Annotated in this window: 25 protein-coding genes; 8 read left to right on the top strand and 17 right to left on the bottom strand. The window is 64.3% G+C overall.

The annotated features are described in order from the left end of the window. Positions 1-100: 100 nt before the first annotated feature. The 9 genes from NLM32_RS16215 to NLM32_RS16175 all read right to left on the bottom strand — a co-directional run bounded on the left by NLM32_RS16215 (position 101) and on the right by NLM32_RS16175 (position 9,502). Positions 101-964 carry a sugar phosphate isomerase/epimerase gene (locus NLM32_RS16215; protein WP_254129945.1) on the bottom strand — a complete coding sequence of 288 codons (864 nt, stop codon included), beginning with the start codon at positions 962-964 and terminating at the stop codon, positions 101-103. Then, on the bottom strand, positions 964-2,154 hold the full coding sequence (locus tag NLM32_RS16210) for a dihydrodipicolinate synthase family protein (RefSeq protein WP_254129944.1): 1,191 nt from the start codon (positions 2,152-2,154) through the stop codon (positions 964-966). Before NLM32_RS16210 ends, NLM32_RS16215 begins: the two co-directional genes overlap by 1 nt. An 11-nt stretch (positions 2,155-2,165) precedes the next feature. Continuing rightward, positions 2,166-3,317, bottom strand: coding sequence for a Gfo/Idh/MocA family protein (locus NLM32_RS16205; RefSeq protein ID WP_254129943.1), 1,152 nt, complete (start codon positions 3,315-3,317; stop codon positions 2,166-2,168). Next, a complete protein-coding gene (locus NLM32_RS16200) occupies positions 3,314-4,711 on the bottom strand; it encodes a hypothetical protein (protein WP_254129942.1) in 1,398 nt (465 codons plus the stop codon). Before NLM32_RS16200 ends, NLM32_RS16205 begins: the two co-directional genes overlap by 4 nt. Before the next feature lie 4 nt (positions 4,712-4,715). Next, positions 4,716-5,564, bottom strand: a complete 849-nt coding sequence (locus NLM32_RS16195; protein ID WP_254129941.1) for an ABC transporter ATP-binding protein — start codon at positions 5,562-5,564, stop codon at positions 4,716-4,718. Then, on the bottom strand, positions 5,561-6,553 hold the full coding sequence (locus tag NLM32_RS16190) for an ABC transporter substrate-binding protein (RefSeq protein ID WP_254129940.1): 993 nt from the start codon (positions 6,551-6,553) through the stop codon (positions 5,561-5,563). The genes NLM32_RS16195 and NLM32_RS16190 overlap by 4 nt, the downstream gene beginning before the upstream one ends. A 54-nt stretch (positions 6,554-6,607) precedes the next feature. Then, a complete protein-coding gene (locus tag NLM32_RS16185) occupies positions 6,608-7,417 on the bottom strand; it encodes an ABC transporter permease (RefSeq protein WP_234681510.1) in 810 nt (269 codons plus the stop codon). A 303-nt stretch (positions 7,418-7,720) separates the two neighbouring features. After that, on the bottom strand, positions 7,721-8,380 hold the full coding sequence (locus NLM32_RS16180) for a TetR/AcrR family transcriptional regulator (RefSeq protein ID WP_375143641.1): 660 nt from the start codon (positions 8,378-8,380) through the stop codon (positions 7,721-7,723). Positions 8,381-8,653: 273 nt separating this feature from the next. Further along, positions 8,654-9,502: a VOC family protein gene (locus NLM32_RS16175; protein WP_254129938.1), complete on the bottom strand. Its 849-nt coding sequence runs from the start codon at positions 9,500-9,502 to the stop codon at positions 8,654-8,656. 208 nt (positions 9,503-9,710) lie between these two features. Here NLM32_RS16175 and NLM32_RS16170 point away from each other — a divergent pair, with 208 nt between their 5' ends. Together NLM32_RS16170 and rbsK are read left to right on the top strand one after the other, a co-directional pair. Further along, the gene (locus NLM32_RS16170; RefSeq protein WP_254129937.1) at positions 9,711-10,604 is read left to right on the top strand and encodes a sugar kinase; all 894 of its coding nucleotides are present in this window, start codon (positions 9,711-9,713) and stop codon (positions 10,602-10,604) included. A gap of 20 nt (positions 10,605-10,624) precedes the next feature. Then, complete coding sequence (gene rbsK, locus NLM32_RS16165; RefSeq protein WP_254129936.1) at positions 10,625-11,530, top strand: ribokinase; 906 nt, start codon at positions 10,625-10,627, stop codon at positions 11,528-11,530. Between the two features lie 167 nt (positions 11,531-11,697). Here the strand turns inward: rbsK and NLM32_RS16160 are convergent, their stop codons facing one another. Next, complete coding sequence (locus tag NLM32_RS16160; RefSeq protein WP_254129935.1) at positions 11,698-12,918, bottom strand: NAD(P)/FAD-dependent oxidoreductase; 1,221 nt, start codon at positions 12,916-12,918, stop codon at positions 11,698-11,700. Positions 12,919-13,160: 242 nt separating this feature from the next. On the opposite strand from NLM32_RS16160, the gene NLM32_RS16155 reads away from it, so the two are divergent. Together NLM32_RS16155 and NLM32_RS16150 are read left to right on the top strand one after the other, a co-directional pair. Continuing rightward, the gene (locus NLM32_RS16155; RefSeq protein WP_254129934.1) at positions 13,161-13,955 is read left to right on the top strand and encodes an enoyl-CoA hydratase/isomerase family protein; all 795 of its coding nucleotides are present in this window, start codon (positions 13,161-13,163) and stop codon (positions 13,953-13,955) included. Continuing rightward, on the top strand, positions 13,952-14,533 hold the full coding sequence (locus NLM32_RS16150) for a histidine phosphatase family protein (protein ID WP_254129933.1): 582 nt from the start codon (positions 13,952-13,954) through the stop codon (positions 14,531-14,533). The genes NLM32_RS16155 and NLM32_RS16150 overlap by 4 nt, the downstream gene beginning before the upstream one ends. A 31-nt stretch (positions 14,534-14,564) precedes the next feature. Here the strand turns inward: NLM32_RS16150 and NLM32_RS16145 are convergent, their stop codons facing one another. The 4 genes from NLM32_RS16145 to NLM32_RS16130 form a co-directional block, all read right to left on the bottom strand. Beyond that, on the bottom strand, positions 14,565-15,905 hold the full coding sequence (locus NLM32_RS16145) for a TRAP transporter large permease (RefSeq protein WP_254129932.1): 1,341 nt from the start codon (positions 15,903-15,905) through the stop codon (positions 14,565-14,567). Then, positions 15,902-16,480, bottom strand: coding sequence for a TRAP transporter small permease (locus tag NLM32_RS16140; protein WP_254129931.1), 579 nt, complete (start codon positions 16,478-16,480; stop codon positions 15,902-15,904). The genes NLM32_RS16145 and NLM32_RS16140 overlap by 4 nt, the downstream gene beginning before the upstream one ends. 149 nt (positions 16,481-16,629) lie before the next feature. After that, positions 16,630-17,637 carry a TRAP transporter substrate-binding protein gene (locus NLM32_RS16135; RefSeq protein ID WP_254129930.1) on the bottom strand — a complete coding sequence of 336 codons (1,008 nt, stop codon included), beginning with the start codon at positions 17,635-17,637 and terminating at the stop codon, positions 16,630-16,632. A 57-nt stretch (positions 17,638-17,694) separates the two neighbouring features. Beyond that, positions 17,695-19,413, bottom strand: a complete 1,719-nt coding sequence (locus NLM32_RS16130) for an IlvD/Edd family dehydratase (protein ID WP_254129929.1) — start codon at positions 19,411-19,413, stop codon at positions 17,695-17,697. A 177-nt stretch (positions 19,414-19,590) separates the two neighbouring features. On the opposite strand from NLM32_RS16130, the gene NLM32_RS16125 reads away from it, so the two are divergent. Together NLM32_RS16125 and NLM32_RS16120 are read left to right on the top strand one after the other, a co-directional pair. After that, positions 19,591-20,292, top strand: coding sequence for a GntR family transcriptional regulator (locus NLM32_RS16125; RefSeq protein ID WP_254129928.1), 702 nt, complete (start codon positions 19,591-19,593; stop codon positions 20,290-20,292). A 58-nt stretch (positions 20,293-20,350) separates the two neighbouring features. Continuing rightward, on the top strand, positions 20,351-21,034 hold the full coding sequence (locus NLM32_RS16120; RefSeq protein WP_254129927.1) for a nitroreductase: 684 nt from the start codon (positions 20,351-20,353) through the stop codon (positions 21,032-21,034). 42 nt (positions 21,035-21,076) lie between these two features. Here the strand turns inward: NLM32_RS16120 and NLM32_RS16115 are convergent, their stop codons facing one another. Beyond that, positions 21,077-21,481: a hypothetical protein gene (locus NLM32_RS16115; RefSeq protein ID WP_254129926.1), complete on the bottom strand. Its 405-nt coding sequence runs from the start codon at positions 21,479-21,481 to the stop codon at positions 21,077-21,079. Continuing rightward, complete coding sequence (locus NLM32_RS16110) at positions 21,478-21,738, bottom strand: GlsB/YeaQ/YmgE family stress response membrane protein (protein WP_254135320.1); 261 nt, start codon at positions 21,736-21,738, stop codon at positions 21,478-21,480. Before NLM32_RS16110 ends, NLM32_RS16115 begins: the two co-directional genes overlap by 4 nt. Positions 21,739-21,930: 192 nt before the next feature. Between NLM32_RS16110 and NLM32_RS16105 the strand changes: the two genes are divergently transcribed. Together NLM32_RS16105 and NLM32_RS16100 are read left to right on the top strand one after the other, a co-directional pair. Continuing rightward, on the top strand, positions 21,931-22,836 hold the full coding sequence (locus NLM32_RS16105; protein ID WP_254129925.1) for a transglutaminase family protein: 906 nt from the start codon (positions 21,931-21,933) through the stop codon (positions 22,834-22,836). 33 nt (positions 22,837-22,869) lie between these two features. Then, the gene (locus NLM32_RS16100) at positions 22,870-23,700 is read left to right on the top strand and encodes a potassium channel family protein (protein ID WP_254129924.1); all 831 of its coding nucleotides are present in this window, start codon (positions 22,870-22,872) and stop codon (positions 23,698-23,700) included. 65 nt (positions 23,701-23,765) lie between these two features. Here the strand turns inward: NLM32_RS16100 and NLM32_RS16095 are convergent, their stop codons facing one another. Continuing rightward, a complete protein-coding gene (locus NLM32_RS16095; RefSeq protein ID WP_254129923.1) occupies positions 23,766-24,590 on the bottom strand; it encodes an NAD(P)-dependent oxidoreductase in 825 nt (274 codons plus the stop codon). Positions 24,591-24,655: the final 65 nt, after the last annotated feature.

Here is a 24,655-nt window from a genome sequence, read left to right as displayed (position 1 = left end):
CTGCCCTGGACGAGCTCTATGCCACGCCGAGCAGCGCTCCGAAGGCGCGCTTCGACACGCTGCCACAACTCGCGAGCTCGTGAGGCAACGTTGGTGGGAGCTACACCACCGTCTTATGCCGCTCGATGCAGGTGCGCAGCACCTCGTCCATCGGCTTGCTCCACCAGTCGTTGGAGAAGATCTCGATCTCCGAATAGCCGGCAAAACCTCGCGCCTCGACGGCCGCGCGCGCGGACTTGATGTCGATGACGCCGTCGCCCATCATACCGCGGTCGTTGAGGATGTCCCTGGTCGGCACCAGCCAGTCGCAGACGTGGAACGCCAGCAACCGGTCTTTGCCTGCGCGCGCGATCTGATCCATCAATTCCGGATCCCACCAGATGTGATAGACGTCGAGCGCGACGCCGAGCATGCCGCTGCGGGCTGGATCGAGACGATCGCAGATGTCGAGCGCCTGCTTGGTGGTGTTCACACAGGCGCGGTCCGCGGCATATGCCGGATGCAGGGGCTCGATCGCCAGCGGAAGGTTTGCCTGCCTGGCGTAGTCGAGCATCTCGGCCAGGGCTTCCTCGACCTGCCCGCGCGCGCCGGCGATATCCTTCGACGCCTCGCTGCCCGGTCGCGAATATTGCGGCAGGCCGCCGACGACGAGGACGATGCAGGGCGCACCCAGCGCCTTGGCTTCGTCGACGCAGCGGCGGTTGTCGTCACGCACTTCGCCTCGGCGCGATGCGTCGGAGGTAAACATGCCGCCGCGGCAATAGCCCGAGAGATCGAGACCGGCGTCGCGCACGGCGCGTACGGCACGATCGAGGCCGACGGTCGCAACCTGATCGCGCCAGGGATCGATGGCACGGATGCCATGCTTCGCACAGGCATCGATGATCTGAACGAGGTCACCCTGCTTGCGGACCGTCGCCGTGTTCAACGACAGCCAACGATGGTCGGACGAGAAATCGCGCATCAGTCTTCCAGTCCGTGCGAGGCAAGCACCGTCTTCATCCGCTGCGCCGCCAATTCCGGATTGGCGAGCAGGCCGGCCTGATCGGCGAGCCGGAACAGCTCGGCCAGGTGCAGCATCGAGCGCGTGCTCTCCTGGCCGCCGACCATGGTGAAATGATCCTGATGACCGTTGAGATACGCCATGAAGACGACGCCCGTCTTGTAGAAGCGCGTCGGCGCCTTGAAGATATGGCGCGACAGCGGCACCGTCGGGCCCAACACATCGTGGAAACCGGCATCGTCGCCCGCCGCAAGCCGCGACAGCGCGTAGGAGGCCGCCGGCGCGATGGCATCGAAGATGCCGAGCAGCGCGTGTGAGAAGCCCTTTTCGTCGCCGGCGATCAACTCCGCGTAGTTGAAATCGTCGCCGGTGTACATCTTGATGCGCTTGTCCAGACGACGGCGCATGTCGATCTCGCGCTGCTTGTCGAGCAGCGAAACCTTGACGCCATCGACCTTGGCCGCGTTGTTATTGATGATGGCCACAGCCGTGTTCATCGCCTTGTCGAGATCCTTGGTGCCCCAATATCCCGTCAGCGCCGGATCGAACATGTCGCCGAGCCAGTGGATGATGACGGGCTCGCGGACCTGCGACAGCACGCGGTTATAGACCTTGGCGTAATCGTCGGCGCCCAGGCCAAGTTTTGCCAACGCGCGCGAGGCCATCAGGATGATGCGGCCGCCGACCTTCTCGACCGCCGAGATCTGCTCCTCATAGGCGCGGATTACGTCGTCCAGATGTTTGGCGTCCTCCACCGCGAGGTGATCGGTGCCGGCGCCGGAGAACACCAGCGCGTTGCGCCGCTTGGCGGCGCCGACCGAACGCGTGATCAGCTCCAGCGAGGTCGGCCAGTCCAGCCCCATGCCGCGCTGCGCGGTGTCCATGGCTTCGGCGACGCCGAGGCCGAGATCCCAGATGTGCTCGCGAAAGGCGATGGTCTTGTCCCAGTCGACGGCCGCCGACAGCCAGGGGTCGTTGTCGGCAAAGGGATCGGCCACCGTATGCACGGCCGAGAAGGCGATGCGGTTCAGCGGTCCCTCGAGCTTGGCGGGAAACGTGCGCGAGGCCGCGAGCCGGTAGGTCTCGATCGAGCGATCGGCCTTCGGCAGTTTGAGCGACAAGGACGACATCGGCTGGACGGGCTTGTTCATCTTGTCCCTCCTCAGGCCTTGATCGGGGCGACGTCGATCCAGCGCCGCTCCTTCCAGCTCTTCAACGCGCATTCGGCGAGCTGTACGCCCTTGACGCCTTCGAGCAGCGTGAACTTGTAGGGCGCATCCTCGTAGACATGACGGATGAACATCTCCCACTGCTCCTTGAAGCCGTTGTCGTAGGTGACGTTGTCGGGCAGCTTCTGCCAGTCGCCGTAGAAATCGTGCAGCCGCTTCTCGTCGGGATTCCAGACCGGACGGGGCGTCGCCTGGCGCGCCTGGATCATGCAGTCGGTGAGGCCCGCGACCGCCGAGCCGTGCGTGCCGTCGACCTGGAAGGTGACGAGGTCGTCGCGATAGACGCGCGTGACCCAGGACATATTGATGTGAGCGATGACGCCGCCCTCGAGCTGGAAGGTCGCGTAGGCGGAATCATCCGCGGTCGCCTTGTACTTCTTGCCCTGCTCGTCAAAACGCTCCGGTATGTCGGTGTTGCCGATGCAGACCACGCTCTGGACATTGCCGAAGAGGTTGTCGAGCACATAGCGCCAGTGGCAGACCATGTCGAGAATGATGCCGCCGCCGTCTTCGTCGCGATAGTTCCACGACGGCCGCTGCGCCTCCTGCCAGCCGCCTTCGAACACCCAATAGCCGAACTCGCCGCGCACCGAGAGGATGCGGCCGAAGAAGCCGCTATCGCGCAGGAAGGCGATCTTCTTCAGGCCGGGCAGGAACAGCTTGTCCTGCACCGTGCCGTGCTTGACGCCCTTGGCATTGGCGAGCTTGACGACTTCGAGCGCCTCTTCAAAGTTGGTCGCGATCGGCTTCTCGCAATAGACGTGCTTGCCGGCATTGATGGCCTGGGTGAGAAGGCCGGGCCGCGCCTGCGTGGTCGCCGCGTCGAAGAACATGGTGTCGTTCTTGTCGGCGAGCGCGGCATCGAGGTCGGTGGTCCAGCGCGTGATGTTGTAGCGCTTGGCGAGCGCCTCGACCTTCTCGGCGCTGCGGCCGACCAGGATCGGGTCGGGCATGATGCGGTCGCCGTTCTTCAGGCGGACGCCGCCCTGGTCGCGGATCGCCACGATCGAGCGGATCAGATGCTGGTTGAGCCCCATGCGGCCGGTGACGCCGTTCATGATGAGGCCGAGGCGTTGCGTGGTCATGCCGTTTGCTCCTGAAGTGATTTTGGCTGTTCGAGCGGGCGGAGCGCCGACCAGTCCGGATGGACCGACGTCGCAAAGCCCACTGTGTTGAGCGATCCCGTCAGGAGATCGCCGTTGTGAATTTTGAGCCGGATGCCTTGCCCGGCATCGGCATAGAGATCGGGATGCGCAGCCACGAAGGCCTGCGCTTCAGTGGTCGGGGTGTCGCCAAAGCCGTCGACGTAGTGGTGGCCGTTGCGCTCGGCGTGGGTGACGCCGATGAAGGCACCGAGCGCGAGATCCTGCTGCACGGCAAGGCCTGCCTGGCAGGTGAGATCCTCGCCGGTGACGAAGAATTTCTCGCCGTCCGCGCTCCATTTCGCCGCACGCGTCGCGTTGACGATGGACTTGTAGAGCCCTTTGCAGGATTTCGAGGAAATGCCGTGATAGCCGAGCGCCCGCGCCGCGGGGAATGCGTCGTAGGAATCGTCGGCCTCGTCGATGATGAAGCCGCGCGCCGCCAGCGAGCCGAGCGGCGATTGCCGGGTGATGTCGCGCGGCATGGGCTGCTCGACATAGAGCAGACATGATGCGATCGACCGCAGCGCGGGCTCGCGATCGAGCCGACCGATCAGCACTTGCAGCGCGGCGAGATCTGCATATTGCTCGTTGGCATCGAGCGTCACCTTGTAGTCACGACCGAGCGTGTCGAGCTCCCTGCCGATTCGCGCCAGCCGCACTGCATCGGCTGCAGGATCACCCGATAGTTTCAGCTTGAAGTAATTCGCGCCGGCGTCTTCGCGCGCATCGGCAACGCCGCCCTCGCCTTCGACTTGATCGTCGAGGCCGACGGTATGCCTGATCGCGACACGCGGCAGCGGCTTGCGGCTGGCGAGGAACGTCGTGAGGTCCGCGTCCTTCAGGTCGGGCGAGAGCCGCGCATCGATACCCGCAATATTGCCGGCCATGCCCTCAAAGAAGCTGGTCTCGACGCCGCGGAGCAGGGCATCGAGGATCGCCTTGTCGATCTCGGCCGGACCATAGGCCGCCGCCAGCGCTGGAATGTTCTTTTTCGCGCAGGTCGCGATCTGCGCACCGATGCAGGAGGCATGCAGATCGAACGCCGTCTGAAATCCGGTTCGCGCCAGATAAAGACCGCGCGCGATCTCCAGCGAGCGCCGCAGGCCGTCGACCGTCTGCGCCGGAGACAGCTCCGGCCGCTTGTCGAACCATTTCGGCACCAGCATCTCGGCGCTGGCGCCGACGGCGGTCCCCTTTCCTTCGACCTCGATCTCGACCCGCACGAACAGTTGCGGCGTCGCGTTGATGGTGATCGCGCCAAAGCGGAACGGCCGCGCGAAATGCACGGGGCGTTCGAAGAAGGCGATATCTCGCAGCTTCAGGCGCGGCGCCATGATTTTAGTCCAGTGACCCCTGCGAGAAGAAATGCTTGCGGATGCGCTGCACCAGCTCTGTGAAGACAGGGTCGGCCATCACGTCGAGCGAGCGCGGGCGCGGCAGCGGCACATCGTAGATTGCGGCGATTGCGCCGGGCCGCTCGGTCATGACCAGCACGCGGTCGGCCAGGAATACGGCTTCCGGAATCGAATGCGTGATCAGCAGTACGGTCTTCTTGGTCTCGCGCTGGATCCGCATCAGCTCGACATTCATGCGCTCGCGCGTTAGTGCGTCGAGCGCACCGAACGGCTCGTCCATCAGCATGATCTTCGGGTCGTGCACCAGCGCGCGGCAGATCGAAGCCCGCTGCTGCATGCCGCCGGAGAGCTGCCAGGGCAGCTTCTTCTCGAACCCTTCCAGCCCGACCAGCTTCAACAGCGCCTTGGCGCGGGTGAGATACTCATCCCGCGGCAGCCGCTTCATGTCGATCGGCAGCATCACGTTGGAGAGGATGTTGCGCCAGGGCAGGAGCAGCGCGTTCTGGAAGACGATGCCGACATTGCCGTGCGGCTTGGTCACCTTCTCGCCTTCGACCAACACCTCGCCCGTGGTCGGCGGCAGCAGCCCCGAGATCAACTTGAGCAGCGTGGACTTGCCGCAGCCGCTTGGGCCGACCACGACAAAGAACTCGCCGTCGTTGATGTGGAAATCGAGCGGACGCAGCGACGGCACATCGCCGTCGCGCGTCCGATAGGTCTTCGACACGCCGGACAGTGTGATGCCCGACGCATCGCCGGCCGCCCGGTCGCTCACCAGTCTCAGATGCGCGGCCGGCTGCACGGCTTCACTCGCGATCGCGGCTTGCTTCACGTGCCGCTCTTCGGCAGGTAATCGTTGGTGTAGAAGGCCTTCGGGTTCTCCTTGGCCTTGGCGTCGAGCCCGCCATATTCGACCATCAGGTTGACGCTATCGGTCATGTTCTGGTCGGTGACCTGGAACGGCCGCTTGCTCTTGGTCTCGGCGGTCCGGTACAGCGGAATGGTCAGCTCGAATCCCTGCGTCAGCGTGTCGATCTTGCCGCCCTTGGGATTGGCATCGAGGATCGACTGCGCGGCCGCCTTCGGCTCCTTCTCGGCGGCTTCGACAGCCTTCGTCGTCGCCGACATGAAGCGGCGGACGAGATCGGCGTTGGCCTTCACATAGTCGGAGTTGGCGATGATGCCTGACGAGACCATGTTGATGCCGTAGTCGGCGAACTTGATCGGGAACACGTCCTTGCCGGTGGCATCCTTGATTTTCATCGACTGGTCCATGACGTAGCCGAGCAAGAGATCAGCCTGGCCGTTGATGACGGCGTTGAGCTTGGTCTGGCCATCACCGGCAACGGTGGTGAAATCGCTCTCCTTCAGGCCGGTCTTCTTCAGGAACAGCGGCCAGATCTGGGTCATGGAATCGGCCGGCGTGATCGCCACCGTCTTGCCCTTGATGTCTTCGGGCTTCCTGATGTTCTTGTCGACGAACCCCATCGCGGACATCGGCGAGGTCTGCAGCAGCACGCCGGTCGCAATCACCGGTGCGCCCTTGATCGCGGCGCGCATCATGGTGGGAACGTCGACATAGCCGAAATCGGCGGTCTTGGCGGCAACCGCCTGCGTGGTCGCAGCCGAGCCGCGGCCTTCCTGGATCTCGAGGTCGATGCCCTCGGCCGCGTAAATGCCCTTGGCCTTGCCGTAATAGAACGGCGCGTGCTCGCCATAGACGTACCAGTTCAGCATCAGCACGACCTTGTCGGCCGCTTGCGCCGGCGCAACCGCAAACGTCATGAGCGCCACTGCTGCAGCCCCAATCCACCGCTTCATCGTCACTCTCCCTGTCGTTATGTTTCGGCCGTTAGTGGCCGTTCGTTGCTTGAGTTAAGATGCGAAAATCACGTCCTCGCGCTGGCTGACGTGCCAGGGAATGACCAGCTTCTCGATCCGGTCGACGATCCAGAACAGGATGACGCCGAGCAGCGCGAGGATCACGAGCGCCGCGAACATCGTCGGCAGGTCGAACGTGCCGATCGAGCGCTGCATCACATAGCCGATGCCGGAATTGGAGCCGACGAACTCGCCAACGACCGCGCCGACCACGGCGAGCGTCACCGAGACCTTGAGGCCGGAGAAGATCGCCGGCAGCGCATGCGGCAGGTTCACCGCGCAAAACACCTGGAAGCGGCTGCCCTGCATGGCGCGGGCGAGATCGACCATGTCGGGATCGACCGACTTGAAGCCCTGCACGGCCGAGACAACGACCGGGAAGAAGCCGAGCAGGAACGCCGAGATCACCTTGGGAATGATACCGAAGCCGAACCACACCACGAACAGCGGCGCGATCGCGATCTTCGGCACGGATTGGGAGAACACCAGCAGCGGGTAGACGTAGCTCTCCACCGTCTTCGAGCCCGCAATCAACATCGCGACGGGGATGCCGAACAGCGCCGACAGCAGGAAGCCGCAGACGGTCGCATAGGTCGTCGGCCAGCATTGGCGCAGCAGTTCGGGCCAATCCGAGCGCAGCACCGCGACGACGTCGGCCGGCGACGGGATTTGATAGGCGGGGATTTTGAACAGCCGGATCGCAAGATCCCAGGCCACGACGATGAAGACCAGGAACAGAAACGGCCGCACCCAGGCCGCATTCAGCATCTTGGACACCGCACTCTGCGGCTTCAACTCAGCCACGTCTCACTCCCGGTCGTCTTTTTCGTTTCGGGGGAGAAATTAACCCGTTGGATAAATACTGTCCAGAGGTTTCCCTGTGGCGTTTTGCGGCGGTTCTTTGGGGGCCCGTGTCGTCCGGGAATTGGGGACCGCACCAAGAACTCAGGTGTCGTCCCGGCCGAGTGCGCTATTGCGCACGGGGGGCCGGGACCCATAGCCACAGGGAGTGGTTTGGCGAAGATTGGTCGTTCGGGATTAGCACCGTGCGCAATCGACAGATCACGCGGTATGGGTCCCGGCTTCCGCCGGGACGACGACGGGGGGCTAAACCGTCTGTGCCACCACGCTCCGCGACTTCGGCGCCTTCGCCATCTCGAACAACGCGGCCGACTGCCCCGTCAGCGCGGCCAGCACGAGACCGACCATGTGCGCGAGCCGCTCGTCCTTGGCGTCCTTGGCGAGCAGATCGCGGCCGAAGATCACGCTCAGTGTCGCCGAGTTCGAGAGATAGAAGAAGCAGAGGCCCGCGATCGAGATATAGAGTTGCACCGGATCGACCGCGACCTGGAAATCACCGCTCTCGACGCCGCGCCGCACCACGGTGCGGATCATCTCGACGAAGGGCGAGTGCATCGACTTGACCTTGGTCGAGCGCTTGAGGTGCTTTGCGCGCGCGAGGTTCTCGGTCTGGAGCAGCGACAGGAACTCGGGATTGCGCAGGAAATAACCCCAGGTGAACTCGATCAGCCGTTTGATCGCCTCGGACGGATCGAGATGTTCGAGATCGAGGCCCCGCTCCTCGCTGCGGATCTTGTCATAGGCGCCCTCGAGCACGGCGAGATAGAGGTCGTCCTTGTTGCCGACGTGGTAGTAGAGCATGCGCTTGTTGGCGCCGGCATTCGCCGCGATGCGGTCGACTCGGGCGCCGGCGAGCCCGTGAGCGGAAAACTCCTGCTTGGCCGCCTCGAGAATGCGCAGCCGCATCCCTTCGGGATCGCGCTGCCATTTCAGAGTTCGCTTTGCCGTTGTCTTCGCCAAACCGGGTGCTCGCTGGGTGTGTCAAGGTATGCCATGTACCACGCGCGCGTGCGTTTGAGAACGCTCTCGTGCCCCGGACGCAGCCCAGCGCTTCTTCAGCGGTGCGCTGCAGAGCCGGGGCCCATATCTCAAAGTGAGCGGTGACAATCTTCTGGGTCCCGGCTCTGCGCAGCAGCGCTGCGCGCTGCAGCGCGTCCGGGACACGAGAGCTGAGCAAAATCACTCCACCGGCTTCGGCGAACGCTCCAGCAGCACGGTCTGGATCCCGCAGGTGCCGTTTCGCACCGTCATGATGCGCGTGCCCGGCTTGCGGCCGTTTCGCACTTCGGTGACATCGAGGCCGGCGGCGAGCAGTCGGGCGCGGGTGGCCTCGATGTCGGCCACGCGCCAGCTCAGACCCCAGAGCCGGTCATGCAGGGAATCCCCGCCCGCCACGGGGCGGCGCACCACCTCGACGATGAGATCGCCGCAGCGGAAGAACATCAATTGCCCCCAGTCGTGATGCGAGCGGTCGAGCGCCAGATCGAGCCCGAGCCGCGCGCCGTAGAGCGCGGCGGCGCGATCGGAATCCTCGGTGGTGATCACGACATGATCGAGCCCGTCGATCGGCGCGACGTCTGAAGCAACCGACTTCGGACGCTCGTCGGCCAGCTCGAGGAAGAACATGCGCACGCCGCGCGTCAGCTCGGTCGCGGCTCGCGTGCGCTTCCAGTGCAGGGCGGCACCGCTCGCATCGTCGCTGCTCTCGACCTCGGCGACGGCATCCGGCTTCAGCGCCACCCGGTCCAGCCGCCGGTGCATCTTGCTCATGTCTGCGACACGAAAGCACAGGCTGGCGAGCACACCCTCGCGGTCATCGAGCAGCGCGCGCATCCGGTCCGCGGCCACGCTGAAGCCGCTCGGAGCCATCAGCTCGATCGTCATGTTCTCGAGGGTGAACAGCACGCGGTCGGCGCCCTCGCCCGAATTCTGCCAGGCCGGCGCGCGCCCCAACAGCGTCTGATAGGCCGCCTTGGCAGCACCGATATCCTGGACCAGAGCGACGATGTGATCGAGGCCGGTGATCATATTCCCCCCTTTTATGGACCTGGAACAACCGGCCGAAATACGGCATTTGTCCGGGCTTGGCATTGCCCTGTCATGGTCGTATTCCGGCCCCCCACCGACCTCAAGCGTCTCGTGACGGTTTTGCGAATAATTTCCGCGTTCTCCGCGCGGAACCGGTGCTAGAGTAAGATCGCCGGCCGGGACCACCCAGCGCAGTTACGGACAACCAATGCAGGCTCTCTTTATCGGACAGACCTATATCGACGTCGTCTTCATCACCGACCACATGCCGACCGGCGACGAGAAGCACGTGGCAACTGACTACGCAGTCTCCTTCGGCGGCAACGCGGTCACGGCCGCATTCTGCTGCGCCAAGCTCGGCATCGTGCCGGACCTGATCGCCACCGCGGCCAATGACTGGCTGGGGCGCATGTTCCAGGACATGTGCGCGAAATACGCGATCTCGCTGCACGGGCGGAAGGTGAACCAGTCGTCGCTCTCCTTTATCATGCCGAAGGACGGCAAGCGCGCCATCGTCCGCTGCCGCGACGACGAGCACATCCACCCCTTTCCGATGCTCAATCTCGGCGGCTGCCGCGCGCTGCATATCGACGGCCATCAGCCCGATGCGGCGATTCATTACGCAAAGGTCTGCCGCGAGGCCGGCATCCTGACTTCGCTCGATGGCGGCGGCCTGCGCACCAACACGCATGAGCTGCTTGAATACATCGACGTCGCGATCGTCGCCGAGCGGCTGTGCGAGCAGATGGACCTGACGCCGGAGAAGATGCTCGACTATCTCAAGGGCCGCGGCTGCAAGATCGGCGGCGTCACGATGGGCGAGAAGGGCCTGCTCTGGTACAACGAGACCGGCGCAGTCGAGATCATGCCGGCGATGCCAATCCCGCGTGAGCGCGTGATCGACACCAACGGTGCCGGCGACGTCTTCCACGGCGCCTATGTCTATTCCTACCTCGCGCACCCCGGCAAAAGCTGGCGCGAGCATTTTGACTTTGCCCGCGCCGCCTCGACCTTCAAGATCCAGCGGCTCGGCAACGAAGCCGGCCTGCCGACCCTTGTGGACATCGCCAAAGTCAGGCACGAGTTCGAAGTCAGGGTCTAGGGATTTTGTAAGGGACGATCATGGGGCGTGTATTCGTCGCCGGCAGCATCAACATGGATGTGGTGGCGACCGCCGATCGCCACCCCAGGGTCGGTGAGACGGTCGCCGGCCGCGAGGTGCTGTATTTTCCGGGCGGCAAGGGCGCGAACCAGGCCGTGGCCGCGTCGCGACTTGGCGCGAAGACCACGCTGATCGGGCGGCTGGGCAAGGATGCGTTCGGGGCCGAGCTTCGCGCGTTCCTCGGCGCGCAGGGCGTCGATCTCGGTTCCGTCCGCGAAGCCGACACGCATAGCGGCACCGCGATCATCACGGTGGCGGCCTCCGACAACACCATCGTCGTCATTCCCGGCAGCAACGCGCTGGTCAGCGCTGATGATGTCGCGAGCGTACCGCTGACGAAGGGCGATGTCGCCGTCAGCCAGTTCGAAATCCCGCTGCCGACCATTGCCGCGTTCTTCCAGCGCGCCCGTAGCGCCGGAGCCACGACGCTGCTCAACCCGGCGCCGGCGCAAAGCATGTCGGCCGAGCTGCTCGCGCTCGTCGATATTCTCGTGCTGAACGAGACCGAGCTCGGCTTCCTCGCCGGCACCGAACTCTCGGACGACGACGAGGCTGCAAAGATCATCGATGTCGCGAGAAACCTTCAAGCGCGCGCGGACCAGACCATCTGCGTCACGCTCGGCAAGCGCGGCGTGCTCGCACTCGCCGGTCGCGAGGAGTTTGCGGTGCCTGGCCGCGTGGTGAAGGCGGTCGACACCACAGGCGCAGGCGATTGTTTCGTGGGCGCGCTCGCATCGCAGCTCGCAGATGGCCAGCCATTGCGCGCCGCCCTCGCCTTCGCCAACGCTGCCGCCTCGATCAGCGTGCAGCGCATGGGGGCCGGGCCGTCGATGCCGACGGCCGCCGAGGTGGCGGCGGTGCTGTAAGACGGAGCTGCTTTCTTCACCTCGCCCCGCTTGCGGGGAGAGGTCGGATTGCATCGCAGATGCAATCCGGGTGAGGGGGAGTCTCCGCGAGTCGAATTGCAACCGTCCCCGCGGAGAGTCCCCCTCACCCCGCCCCTCTCCCCGCAAGCGGGGAGAGGGAGAAATCCTCAGGCCAGCGCGCTCTTCAGGTCGAAGCTCTCGTCCGCGGCCTGCTCCGGCGTGATGGAGCGGTCCATGGCCTGCAAGCGACGGCCGAACATGTGATCGCCGGCGCGGTTGATCGACTCGATGCCAAGCAGCTTGTCGCCGTGATAGCAGAACACCGAGAACGCTTTCTTGGCGGGATCGCCGCGCAGCACGACGCGGTCGTAGCCGGTGGTGAGGCCCGCGATCTGGAGCTTGTCGTCGCCCTGGTCGCTCCAGAACCAGGGATGGCCGTCATAGACCTTCTTGTCGCCAGTCAACCGCGCTGCCAAGCAGCGGGCGTGATCGGTGGCATTCTGCACCGATTCCAGCCGCAGCGAGCCGCCGAAGCGCGGGCTGGCAAACAGCGCGCAATCGCCGATCGCGGAGATGTTCGGATCAGCCGTCGCGAGATATTCGTCGACGATGATGCCGGCCGCGACCGGCAGCCCGGCCTCGGCCGCAAGCTCGATGTTCGGCAGCACGCCGACGCCGACCACGACGAGGTCGGCGGGCAGATGCCTTCCGTCGCTCAAGGAGACGCCGGTGACCTTGCCGTTCTCGGCTTCGATCGAGGTCGCCTGCACGCCGAGGTGAATGCGGATACCGGCCTCGCGATGCCGCGCCTGGAAATACTCCGAGACCTCGGCCGTCACCGCGCGCGCCATCACGCGGGGTGCAAGCTCGAGCACGTCAACCTCGAGGCCCTTGATTCGCGCGGTGGCGGCGAATTCCAGGCCGATGAAACCGGCGCCGATCACCACGACCCGCGTCTTCGACGGGATGATGGTCCGCAGCGCCTCGCTGTCGTCGAGGATGCGCAGATATTTCACGTCGGGCAGATTGGCATTGGGCAGATCGAGCAGCCGGTTGCGCGCGCCCGTCGCCAGCACGAGATGGCCGTAAGGCAGCATCTCGCCGGACGCGAGCAGCACCTTGCGCCCCGCGCGGTCGATCGATACGGCGCGGCCGGCGATCAGCTCGATGGCCTGGTCGTGATAAAATTTCTCCGGCCGGAACATCAGGCTTTCCGGCCCGGCCGAGCCCTTGATGTAGGCCTTGGACAGCGGCGGCCGTTGATAGGGCAGATGCGCCTCGTCATTGATCAGGCAGATCCGGTCCGAAAAGCCCGCCTGGCGCAGGGATGCTGCGACCTGGTAGCCACCATGGCCGGCACCGACAATGATCACGGGTCCATCCGTCATTGGACAGCCCATTTCCGCAAGACACGAGCGTCACCCATGTCGTCTCCTCTCGCAAAATCTGGCTTGGCTAGCCTAGGAGGAGCCGGCGCTCGTGTCCGTCCCTAAACGAAGGCGGACCCATTTGAGCCGAACATTCCGCGCGACGCAAGGCCCGTACGCGGGGCACTGGCGACCGGGGATTGTCACCCCTCGCCTTCTGCGATTTAGTTGCAGCAACGAACCTCATGCCGGGGATTTCAAAAATGCCAGCTCCCGTCTCCCAACCCGATGATCCCGCGCTGCTGCGGATCGACGGCGCAATCGCGACCATCACCCTCAACCGCCCCGCCGGCTTCAACTCGATCAACCTTGCGATCGCGCAAAAGCTCGAACAGCTCGCGGCCACTATCGAAGGCGACGATGCCATCCGCGTCGTCGTGCTGGAGGGCGAAGGCCGGGCCTTCTCCGCCGGCGGCGATCTGCAGACGATCGGGGCTGCGGCCGAAGCCAACACGGTGACGCCGGTCGTCGGCGAGCTGTTGAAGCACTACCATTCCTTCATCGAGATCATCCGGCGCATGCCGAAGATCTCGCTGTCGAGTGTACACGGCTCCGCGGCCGGCGCCGGCATGGGACTCGCCTTCGTCACCGACCTCTGCATCGCCGCCGATGATGCGAAGTTCACACCCGCTTACGCCAAGATCGGCGTGTCGCCCGATGGCGGCTCGACGGTCGGGATCGTCGGCACGGTCGGCTCGCGCCGCGCGCTGCAGATCTTCCTCGCCGAGGACAATTTTACGGCGCAGCAGGCTTACGAGTGGGGCCTCGTCGCCAAGACCGTTCCTGCGGCCGAGCTGAAGGCAGCCACGCGAAAACTCGCCGAGCGGCTGGCGCAGAACCCGCCCGCGGCCATCGCCGGCACCAAGTCGCTGGTCTATGCGGCCGCCACCACGCCGGTGAAGCAGCAGCTCGATGCCGAGGAACACAAGATCATCATGGCGATGAACACGGAGGAGTTTCGTGTGGCCGTGAAGAAGTTCACGAGCAAGAGCAAGTGAGCGCGACGACGCCATCGCGTTCGTTCTGCGGCCTGCGCCACGGCGCGACCGACTGGAACCGGCAGGGACTGTTCCAGGGCCGGACCGACAACCCGCTGAACGAGGACGGCCTGCGCCAGGCGCATGAGGCCGCAGACCTGTTACGCAGTGCCGGCATCAGCCGCATCGTCGCAAGCCCGCTGGTGCGTGCGGCCCGAACGGCCGAGATCATCGCGGACGCGATCACGGTGCCGCTCACGATCGACGCCGGCATCATCGAGTTCGATTTCGGCAGTTTCGAGGGCCTGCCCGTCCGCGATCTCATGATCAAGCATGGCGTCAACTCGGCAACCGGCCTCGTCTCGATCCTGCCCGCCGATGGCGAGAACTGGGACGCCATGACCGAGCGCGCGCTGGCTTGCGTTTCCGCGTCGCTCGACCGTTATCCCGGCGACCATCTGCTGTTCGTCTGCCATGACGCGGTGATGCAGGGCATGGCCAAGGCGCTCTCCGGCAGCTACTTCAAGAACAGCCACGGCACGCCGTTTCGCTACGCCTGCGACGGAACCGGCTGGCGCATCGAGCAGATCGTCACGTGACGAGATCACTTGAAGAGATCGCTTGAAGAGATCACTTGGGACAGATGTAGCCTGTCCCAGCCGGCGATTTGAAGCAGCCGACCGATTCCGGCAGCACATGCTGCGGCAGCCACAGCACCACGCTCGGGAAATAGATCGCGAACGCGATCGTGGCGAAGAACACGACATAAATCGGCAGCGCCGCGCGTAACGCCTTCGCAAAGCTGATGCCGACGAATTTCGAGGCCATCAGCAGCACCAGCCCGTAAGGCGGCGTGATCAGGCCGAAGGCGAGCGTCGCGATCAGCACCACGCCCATGTGCACGCCGTTGATGTCGCCCGCTTCCGTCAGCGTGTTGACCAGCGGCATGAAGATGATGATGGTCGGCACCGGCTCGATGAAATCGCCGACCACGGTGAACAGCAGCACCATCAGCAGCATGATCAGATGCGGATCGTTGCCGGCGATCGAGGTGATCATGTCGGCGATGTAGCTGGCGCCGCGCAGGTACGCGAGCATCCAGCCGAAGGCGTTGGCCGCGCCGATCGTGATCAGCGGCAGCGAGAAGATCAGGCCGGCGAGGCAGAAATCGTACGGGATCTTCCTGAAATGGCCGCGGTTGAGCGCGGGGATCACGACCAGGATGATCCAGGCCACGGCGACGACGCCGGCCTCCGTCGGCGTGAACCAGCCGGTCAGGATGCCGCCGAGCAGGATGACCGGGATCATCAGCGGCAACGCCGCGTCGCCGGCCGCGAACATCACCTGCCGCAGCGGCGCGCGCGGCTTGCGCAAGCCGGACGGGCCGAAGAAATAGCAATAGATCATCAGACCGAAGCCGATCATCAGACCCGGCACCACGCCCGCCATGAACAGGCCCGCGATCGAGACGTTACCGACGGCACCATAGACCACCGCCGTGATGCTCGGGGGCACCAGCGCCGCGATGGTCGAGGCAGACGCGATGATCGCGGCGATGAAGGCGGGCTCGTAGCCTTCGCGCTTCATCGGACCGCCGAGCGCGCGGCTCATCACGGCGACGTCCGCGGTGGTCGAGCCCGACATTTCCGAGAAGAACATGCTGAAGACGACGACGACCTGCGACAGCCCACCCCTGATATGCCCGACCAGCGACACCGAGAGATTGGCTATTCGCACCACGACATTGGCCGAGCTCATCAGCTCGCCGACCAGCAGGAAGAACGGGATCGCCAGCAGCGCCTCGGAATCGACGCCGTCGAAGATCTTCTGGATGATTGCGGCGAGCGAGACGTCGGACAGGACCGCGCCGATGAACACGCCGGCCATCAGCGAGAACGGCACGGGCACGCCGAGATAGCCGAACGACAGGAAGCAGATCGACATCAACGCCAGGACAATGGGTGCGCTCACGGCTGCGCCCTCACCTGTGCTTCGGTCACGACAGGCGCCGATTCCTCGTCGGGCGGCTCGCGATGGTCGAAGCCGTTGCGAAGGCCGTTGACGAGCTGCTCGATGGTGAACAGGCCAACCAGGATACCGGACAGCGGGATGATGGCGTAAAGCGATGCGATCGGCGTGCCCGACGGCAGCCGGAAGCTGCCGAAGCCGCGCAGATAGTTCTGGTAGCCGTACCAGATCAGGCAGAAGGCGACGCCGAGGACCACGAGGCGGATGATGATTTCGACGATGATCCTGGGCGTCCCGTGCATCGCCTCGGAGATCGCCGTGAGATAGAGGTGATCGTTGCGGCGGGTCGCAACCGCCGTCCCGATGAAGATCGCGTAGATGAACAACGTCGAGGTGACTTCCTGCAACCACAGCCAGGGATGCCCGATGGTGCGGGTGACGATGTCGGCCGTGACCGACAGCGAGAAGCCGAAGCACAACACGCCGCAGAGGATCATGAGCGCGAGCTCGAGCCAGTCGAGCCAGCGCCATTTCAGATGGCGCTGGCGTTGGAGTACGAGCTTGTCGGCGATGGCCATTGACCTCTCCGTCGTCCCGGCGAACGCCGGGACCCATAATCCCCAAAGGGAGTTGTTGCGCGAGCTGGCGACTCCAAGTCATCGCCAAACTCAATCCTGTGGTTATGGGTCCCGGCTTTCGCCGGGACGACGCGTGGAGGCGACGGAGGCTACTTAATCGACCGGATCAGATCCTTGATCTTCTCGGCATGCGGGCCGAGATCCTTGGCGAGCTTGTCGAGATAGGGATCGGCGATTGCCGAAAAGCTCTTCTTGTCGACGTTATCGACGACCTTGACGCCCATCTTCTTCAGCTTCTCGGCTGCGGCCCGCTCGAGGTCGAACGCCTTCGCCGGCTCCTTCGTGCTGATCTCGTTCGCCGCGGCCTGGACCCAGCCCTTCTGCTCGGCCGAGAGGCTCTGCCAGAGCTTGTCGGACACGAACACCAGCGCGTTGTTGGCCTCGTGCTCGGTGATGTTCAGCACCGGCGCGACCTCGTAGTGCTTGTTGACGAGGTAGACGTTGATGCTGTTCTCGGCGACATCGACGACGCCGGTCTGCAAGCTCGTATAGACGCTGCCGAACGGCATGTGCACGGTCTGGGCGCCATAGGCCGGGAACATGGTGTCCTCGGTCGCGGTCGCCTGCACGCGGACCTTCAGGCCCTTGATATCGCCGACATTGTGGATCTCCTTCTTGGAGTACATGTGGCGCACGCCCTGCGAGCCCGTGCCGATGAGATGCAGACCCTGCGTGGTCTCATCGATCATGGCCTTGAGGGCCTCGAACACCTTCGGGTCGGCGAGGCCTTTGATCACATGCTGTTCGTCGCGGAACAGATAGTGCAGCGACATCACGCCGGCCTGCGGCGAGATCGTCGCGGTGTTGGCCGAGGAGACGATGGAGAATTCGACGTCGCCGGCTTTCACGAGCTGAAGCACCTGCGGCTCCTGCCCGAGCTGCGCGCCGGGATACTGGTCGATGATCATGGTGCCTTTGCTCAATTCCTTGAGCTTGTCGGCAAAGAGGTCGCCGGCGATCGAATAGCCGGTGTTGCGGGGCTGGTCATAGGCGAAGCGATAATGCTTCACCTCCTGTGCCCCGGCGCTCGTGACGAACAGCACGGCGGCCGCAGCCACCAGGCCGTGTAGGAATCCTGGCATGGATCGTACAATCATCGTCTCCCCCTGTTTTTATCGCCCGCCGCTTTTAGCGGTCTAGGCGCTAGTTAATGATCAGCCCTTTTCAGTCTTCTTCCCAGTCCTCTGCATAAAGTCGAAGTCGCAGCCCTCGTCGGCCTGCATGATGGTCTCGTTGAACAGCCAGGCATAGCCGCGTCGCGCTTCGTCGGGCGCAGCGGTCGGCTTCAGGGCGGCGCGCCGGCGCTCCAGCTCGGCGGCATCAACCAAGAGCTCGATGCTGCGCTTGGCCACATCGAGACTGATCTTGTCGCCATTCTTCACCAGCGCCAGCGGCCCGCCAACGGCGGACTCGGGCGTGATGTGCAGAACGATGGTGCCGAACGCGGTGCCGCTCATGCGCGCATCCGAAATACGCACCATGTCCTTGGTGCCATTGCGCGCGAGCTTCTTCGGGATCGGCAGGTAGCCCGCCTCGGGCATGCCCGGCGCGCCCTTCGGGCCGGCATTGCGCAGCACCAGCACGTCGTCGGCGGTGACGTCGAGCTCGGGATCGTCGACCCGCAAGGTCATGTCCTCGACGGATTCGAACACCACCGCGCGCCCGGTGTGCTGCAACAGTTTCGGGCTCGCCGCCGATTGCTTGATGACGGCGCCGCGCGGCGCGAGATTGCCGTGCAGGACGGCGAGACCGCCTTCCTTCTTGATCGGATTGTCGCGGGACCGGATCGCGTCCTGGCCGGGCACGTCCTCTGCGTTCGCGACGACGTCGCGCAGCGTCTGCCCGGAGATCGTCTTGGCATCGAGATCGACGAGGTCGCCGAGCTGCTTCAGCAATTTCGGCACGCCGCCGGCGTGATGGAAATGCTCCATATAGTGCTCGCCCGACGGCTTGAGATCGACCAGCACCGGCACCTCGCGGCCGATCTGGTCGAACACGGAGAGATCGAGCCGGTGCGGCGAGCGATGCGCCATCGCGGTCAGATGGATCAGGCCGTTGGTCGAGCCGCCGATCGCCTGCAGCACGACCTGCGCATTCTTGAAAGAGGCCGGCGTCAGGAATTCGCTCGGCTTCGGCCCCTTGGTCTTGGCCATCTCGGCGGCAACCCGCCCGCTGGCCTCGGCGAGACGAAAGCGCTCGGCATGCGGCGCCGGGATCGTCGCGCTCATCGGCAGCGACAGGCCCATGGCTTCGATCATGCAGGCCATGGTGGACGCTGTACCCATCACCATGCAGGTGCCGACGGACGGCGCGAGTCGACCGTTGACGGCCTCGATCTCGGCATCGTCGATCTCGCCGGCGCGATACTTGCCCCAGAGGCGGCGGCAATCGGTGCAGGCGCCGAGCACTTCGCCCTTGTGATGGCCGACCACCATGGGGCCGACGGGAATGACAACGGTCGGCAGATCGGCGCTGATCGCCGCCATCACCTGCGCCGGCAGCGTCTTGTCGCAGCCGCCGATCACGATCACCGAATCCATCGGCTGGGCCCGGATCATCTCCTCGGTGTCCATCGCCATCAGATTGCGCAGATACATCGAGGTCGGATGCGCAAAGCTCTCGGCGATCGAGATGGTCGGGAACACGAACGGCATCGCGCCCGACAGCATCACGCCGCGCTTGGCGGCCTCGATGATCTGCGGAACGTTGCCGTGGCAGGGATTGTAGTCGCTGTAGGTGTTGGTGATGCCGACGATCGGGCGCTCCAGCGCGTCGTCGGAATAGCCCATGGCCTTGATGAATGCCTTGCGCAGGAACAGCGAGAAGCCGGCATCGCCATAGCTCGTCAGACCCTTGCGCAAACCACTCGTCATCAGACCACTCCTTCTCGCTTGCCATTGTGCTACAGCCTGCCCCCTGATTGTCAATAAGATAGGACCGGATCGCCGGTCTTTCTGCTCCGGGCAGCGCCGGCGGACACAAATTATTGACAATCGGAGCCTGCCCTGCTCCACAAGGCGGACCGGCGAGCCCCGCCGGAGGCTGAGGGCATGTCCGACATTCGCACAGCAGACGCCATGGCTATCCGGCGCGACGATCCGGACGACGTCGTCGCGCGGCTGGAGGAAGACATCATCTTCGGCCGCCTCGCGCCGGGTGCGCGCCTCACCGAGGACGCGCTGATGTCGCGCTACGGCACCTCAAGGCACTTCGTGCGGCAGGCGCTGGTGGATGCCGAGCGCCGCGGCATCGTCCGCCGCGAGAAGAATGTCGGCGCCACCGTACGGTTCTATTCAGCCGAGGAGGTTCGGCAGATCTACGAAGTCAGGGAGATGCTGACGCGGCAGGCCGCGCTGATGATCCCCCTGCCCGCGCCGCAAGCCTTGATCGACGAGTTGACCGCCCTGCAGCGCGATTATTGCGCGAAGGCCGACATCCGCGATCTGCGTGGCATTCACGAAGCCAACGACGCCTTCCACGTCGCGCTGTTCGCCGCCTGCGGCAATCCCTATCTGGTGCGTTCGCTGCAGGACTATATGAGCCTGACGCTGCCGATGCGCGCCAAGAACCTCGCCGACCGCGACGGGCTCGCACAGTCGCGCCGCCAGCACGAGTTGATGATCGAGCTGTTGAAGGGCCGCGACGGCTGGGCGCTGGCGCAGCTGTGCGTGGACCACATGCAGTTCAGCAAGGCAGACTACTTGGCGCGGATTGCGGAGGAGGATCGCCAGCGATCGAGCTCACTGGACTAGACATGATCGGAACCGTGAGCGAGAACGCGGCATCACGCCAAATTCAGGAAACCGTAAGATGGAATTTGATGACGTCATTCTCGGCCGGCGCAGCATTCGCGGTTACAAGCCCGATCCTGTCCCGCCGGAATTGATCAAGGAAATCCTCGCGCTGGCCATGCGCGCGCCGTCGTCGATGAATACTCAGCCGTGGAATTTCTATGTCATCACCGGAGCGCCGCTGGATCGTATCCGGAGGGGCAATACCGAGCGCAATCTGGCGGGCGTGCCGCACTCACGCGAATTTCGAACCGGACAGGCATTTGAGGGCGTGCATCGCGAACGCCAGATCGGCGTTGCCAAGCAGTTGTTCAGCGCCATGGGAATTGCGCGAGATGACAAGCAGCAGCGGCAAGACTGGGTCCTGCGCGGCTTTCGCCAGTTCGACGCGCCTGTCTGCGTGATCATCACATACGATCGCCAATTGGCCTCCAGTGACGATACGGCCTTCGACTGTGGCGCCGTGGCGACCGCGCTCGTCAACGCGGCCTGGTCGCGGGGGCTTGGCGCCGTGATCAACAGCCAGGGCATCATGCAATCCCCCGTCGTGCGCGAGCATGCCGGGATCGCGGATGATCAGGTGATCATGAAAAGCATCGCGCTCGGCTGGCCTGATCACAGCTTTCCTGCCAATGCCGTCGTCTCCGAGCGCAAGTCGGTCGATGAAGCGACGACGTTCGTGGGATTTGCGGGTGGAGGCTAGAACCAGTCGGAGCTCATCGCTGCGGGATTTTCGGGGGCCCGTTCAGTAACGCCGCAGCATGCCGCTATCCACGCTGGCATCGCCATAGCTGACGCAGGCGTTTGTCGGATCCCTCACCAGATCCGCCAGGACGCGCTTGATCGTCCTGCTGGCCGCCTCGAACACCTCGGGGCGAAACTTGCCGGGATCGTAGCTCTCGCCGTCATGCGCCTTGATCGCTGCCGAGTAGGCGTCGATCATCGCCATCGCGGCATTGGGGCTGCCGAGCAGCCGCGCGCCGAGCTGAACGCCGCCCGCGCCATCGGCCTCGTAACCGTCGCATCGCTGTTCGAGCACGGCGGATGCCGTCACGAGCTGGTCGAGGAACGTCGCCTCGGCATCGCTGAGCGCGGCGGCCCGCGCCGGTCCCGACACGATCGTCGCAATGACGAGCAGCGCGATCTTCAAGCGCGCCCCTGACGACCGAGGACAAGCCCGTACAGGAAGAGAAGGATGATCGCGCCGACCACGCTTCCGATGAAGCCCGCGCCCTCTCCGAAATGATACCACCCCACGGCCTGACCGAGCCAGGTCGCAACGAACGCGCCGACGATTCCCAGGACCGTCGTCAAGATGAACCCCTTGGGCTCGTTGCCGCCGGGCATGATGAATATCGCCACCAGTCCAACGATGAATCCGATGATGATCGTCCAAAGGATACCCATGTCCACCGCTCCATTCGGCCAATTCGCGCATCAACGTCTGAAGGAATGCATGATTGCCTGAAGAGCCAGACGATGCCGGGGGCAATGTTGATCTAGATCAACGGGCGGATGTGGCCAAACCGAAAGCTGGCGGCCGCCCCTCCCGTGCGGACCGGCGCTCGACCAGTCCGCACGCGCATAGCGGATCGATGCATGGCGATCATCGGCGAGATCACGCACACCACGACCTACCGCTACGCAAAGCCGGTGACGTTCGGCACGCATCGCGCCATGTTCCTGCCGCGGCGCGGCGCTTCGACCCGCCTGCTGCGCTGGTCCGCTCACACCAGCGTGCCGTCGAAGGTGCTGTGGATCAGCGACTCCCGCTCCAACGCCGTCACGGTGATGGATTTCAGCGAACCTGCCAGCGAGCTGACGTTCACCTTCAAGGTCCGCGGCGTCTATTTCGGCATCAAGGGCCTTGAGGCATTTCCGCTGGAAGCCCGGGCCGAGGAGGTGCCCGTGCAATATACGCCGGACGAATGGACCGACCTTGCCGGTTATCTGCGTCCGCATGCCGACGACGCGGACGGCAGCCACGCGGCGTGGACCAAGAGCTTCGTCGCCGGCGATCAGGACCGGACCGCGGATGTGCTGCGCCGCATGCTGGGCATCTTTCGCAGCGAGTTCAAATATCACGGCAGAGACGCCGAGGGCACCCAGTCTCCGGGCGACACGCTGCGTATGAAATCAGGCACCTGCCGGGACTTCGCCTGGCTGATGGTCGAGACGCTCCGGCGGCTCGGCTTCGCCTCCCGCTTCGTCAGTGGCTATCTCTACGATGCGGCACTCGACGGCGGCGCTGTCGGCATGACCGGCTCTGGCGCCACCCACGCATGGGTGCAGGTGTTCCTGCCCGGCGCAGGCTGGCTCGATTACGATCCGACCAACAGCCTGAACGCGGGCTTTGATCTCATCCCGGTCGCCATCGCGCGGCACCCGGGCCAGGCCGTGCCGCTGGCCGGTTCGTGGTTCGGCGATGCCGGCGACTATTTGGGCATGTCGATCAATGTTGCCGTTCACAAGATCGGCGAAATGCTCGATCCTTCGGAGGGATAGGCCGCCGGAATATCCGCGCGCCGATCGCTGGCCATGGCACTTGATCACGACAGCACCAAGGGACATGGGCCGCTCGACGCGATCAGCGTCCCGTTCGAGATCCTGAAGGGCTGGCTTCGACAGCTTTACGAAGGCGACACCTTCGGCTGCATCCGATTCCGCTATGCGCTGCTCGTGCTCGACATCGTGACGGTCTTGTTCATCATCGCGACCTCGTTCCTGCCGCGCGGCGGGATCGTCGAGTCCCTCGATGTCGTGTTCGGTGTCCTGATCCTGGCGGACTTCTCCGCACGGATGATCATCAGTCGCCACCCGCTGCACGACCTCGCGCGGCTATCGACCTGGACCGACGTCGTGGTCATCATCTCGTTCCTTGCACCGCTCGCGGGCGAGGCCGGCGGCTTCCTGCGCGCATTTCGAACGTTGCGGCTTCTGGGCGACAACCAGATGGTGGCGCGCCTGCGGATCGACAGCGCCTTCTTCCGACGCAACGAAGAGGTCATCTTTGCCGTCGCCAATCTCGGCGTGTTCGTCTTCATCATGACGGGCGTGGTCTACGAGACCCAGAAGTCGCACAACCCGCAGATCGGCAATTATGCCGACGCGCTCTACTTCACGGTCACCGCACTGACCACGACCGGCTTCGGCGACATCACCCTGCCCGGCACCGTCGGACGCCTGATCACCGTCGTCATCATGATCTTCGGCGTGACCCTGTTCCTGAATCTTGCCAAGGCGCTGCTCGCGCCCTCGAAGGTGCGCTTCCCCTGCCCGGTCTGCGGCCTGCAGCGCCACGACGTGGACGCAGTGCATTGCAAGGCCTGCGGGACCATTTTGAACATTCCCGATGAGGGATTGGACTAGGCTGCAGGCGCTTGCTGCCAAGGGCTCTCTCGCCCCGAAAACGGGACGAGAGAGAACACTGCGTCCTACCGCTTATTCCAGTCGATGATCCGGCTCTCGTCGCCGTCGAACTCGTTGCTGCAGAACGCGCCGCCCTGGTAGTGGTCGCCGACCGGATCGGGCTTCAGCTTGGCCTGCTCGGCCATGGCATGCGCCACGTGATCCTCGGAGCGGCCGGTGGGGCGATAGCCGAATTCGTAGGCGCGGTGGTTATCCCACCAGGCGCGCTCGTTCAGCGAGGCGCCATAGAACACCTCGAAATGGATGCCGGGATGCTCGAGCCCGATCTGGCAGAGCTGCACCAGATCTTCCGGCTTCAGCCAGATCGAGATCCGGCGAAGGTCCAGCGGCACATCACCGAAATTGCCGATGCGCAGGCACGTCACCTTCAGGCCGTGCTTGTCGGCATAGAGCGCGCCGAGCGCTTCGCCGAATACTTTGCTGACGCCGTAGCGGCCGTCCGGGCGCGGGGTGACGTCGGTGCCGATCTTGTGGTGGCGCGGATAGAAGCCGACGGCATGGTTCGAGGACGCGAACACCACGCGCTTGACGCCCTTGCGATACGCCGCCTCGAACAGATTGTAGCCGCCGATGATGTTGGCCTGCAGGATGTCGTTCCAGGGGCCTTCGACCGAATAGCCGCCGAAATGCAGGATGCCGTCGACGCCCTCGCAGATCGCCTCGCACTGGGCAAGGTCGGACAGGTCGGCCGCCTTGAACTGCTCGTTCGGCGCGAGATCGGCAGGCGGCTTGATGTCGCTGAGCAGGAGGTCCGGATAGATCGGCGGCAACAGTTTTCGCAGGCGCGTTCCGATTCCGCCCGAAGCTCCCGTCATCAAGATGCGCGGCATGTCTTTCCTCGTCTTTGGCAACCAATTTGCGGTCACGTGTCTCTAATGATAGCAGGAATGTCCAG

The organism is Bradyrhizobium sp. CCGUVB14, from assembly GCF_024199935.1.
In the GTDB taxonomy this organism is placed as follows: domain Bacteria; phylum Pseudomonadota; class Alphaproteobacteria; order Rhizobiales; family Xanthobacteraceae; genus Bradyrhizobium.
Note: the sequence above shows the minus strand (reverse complement) of the source record. Positions and strands in the feature narration are given on the sequence as shown.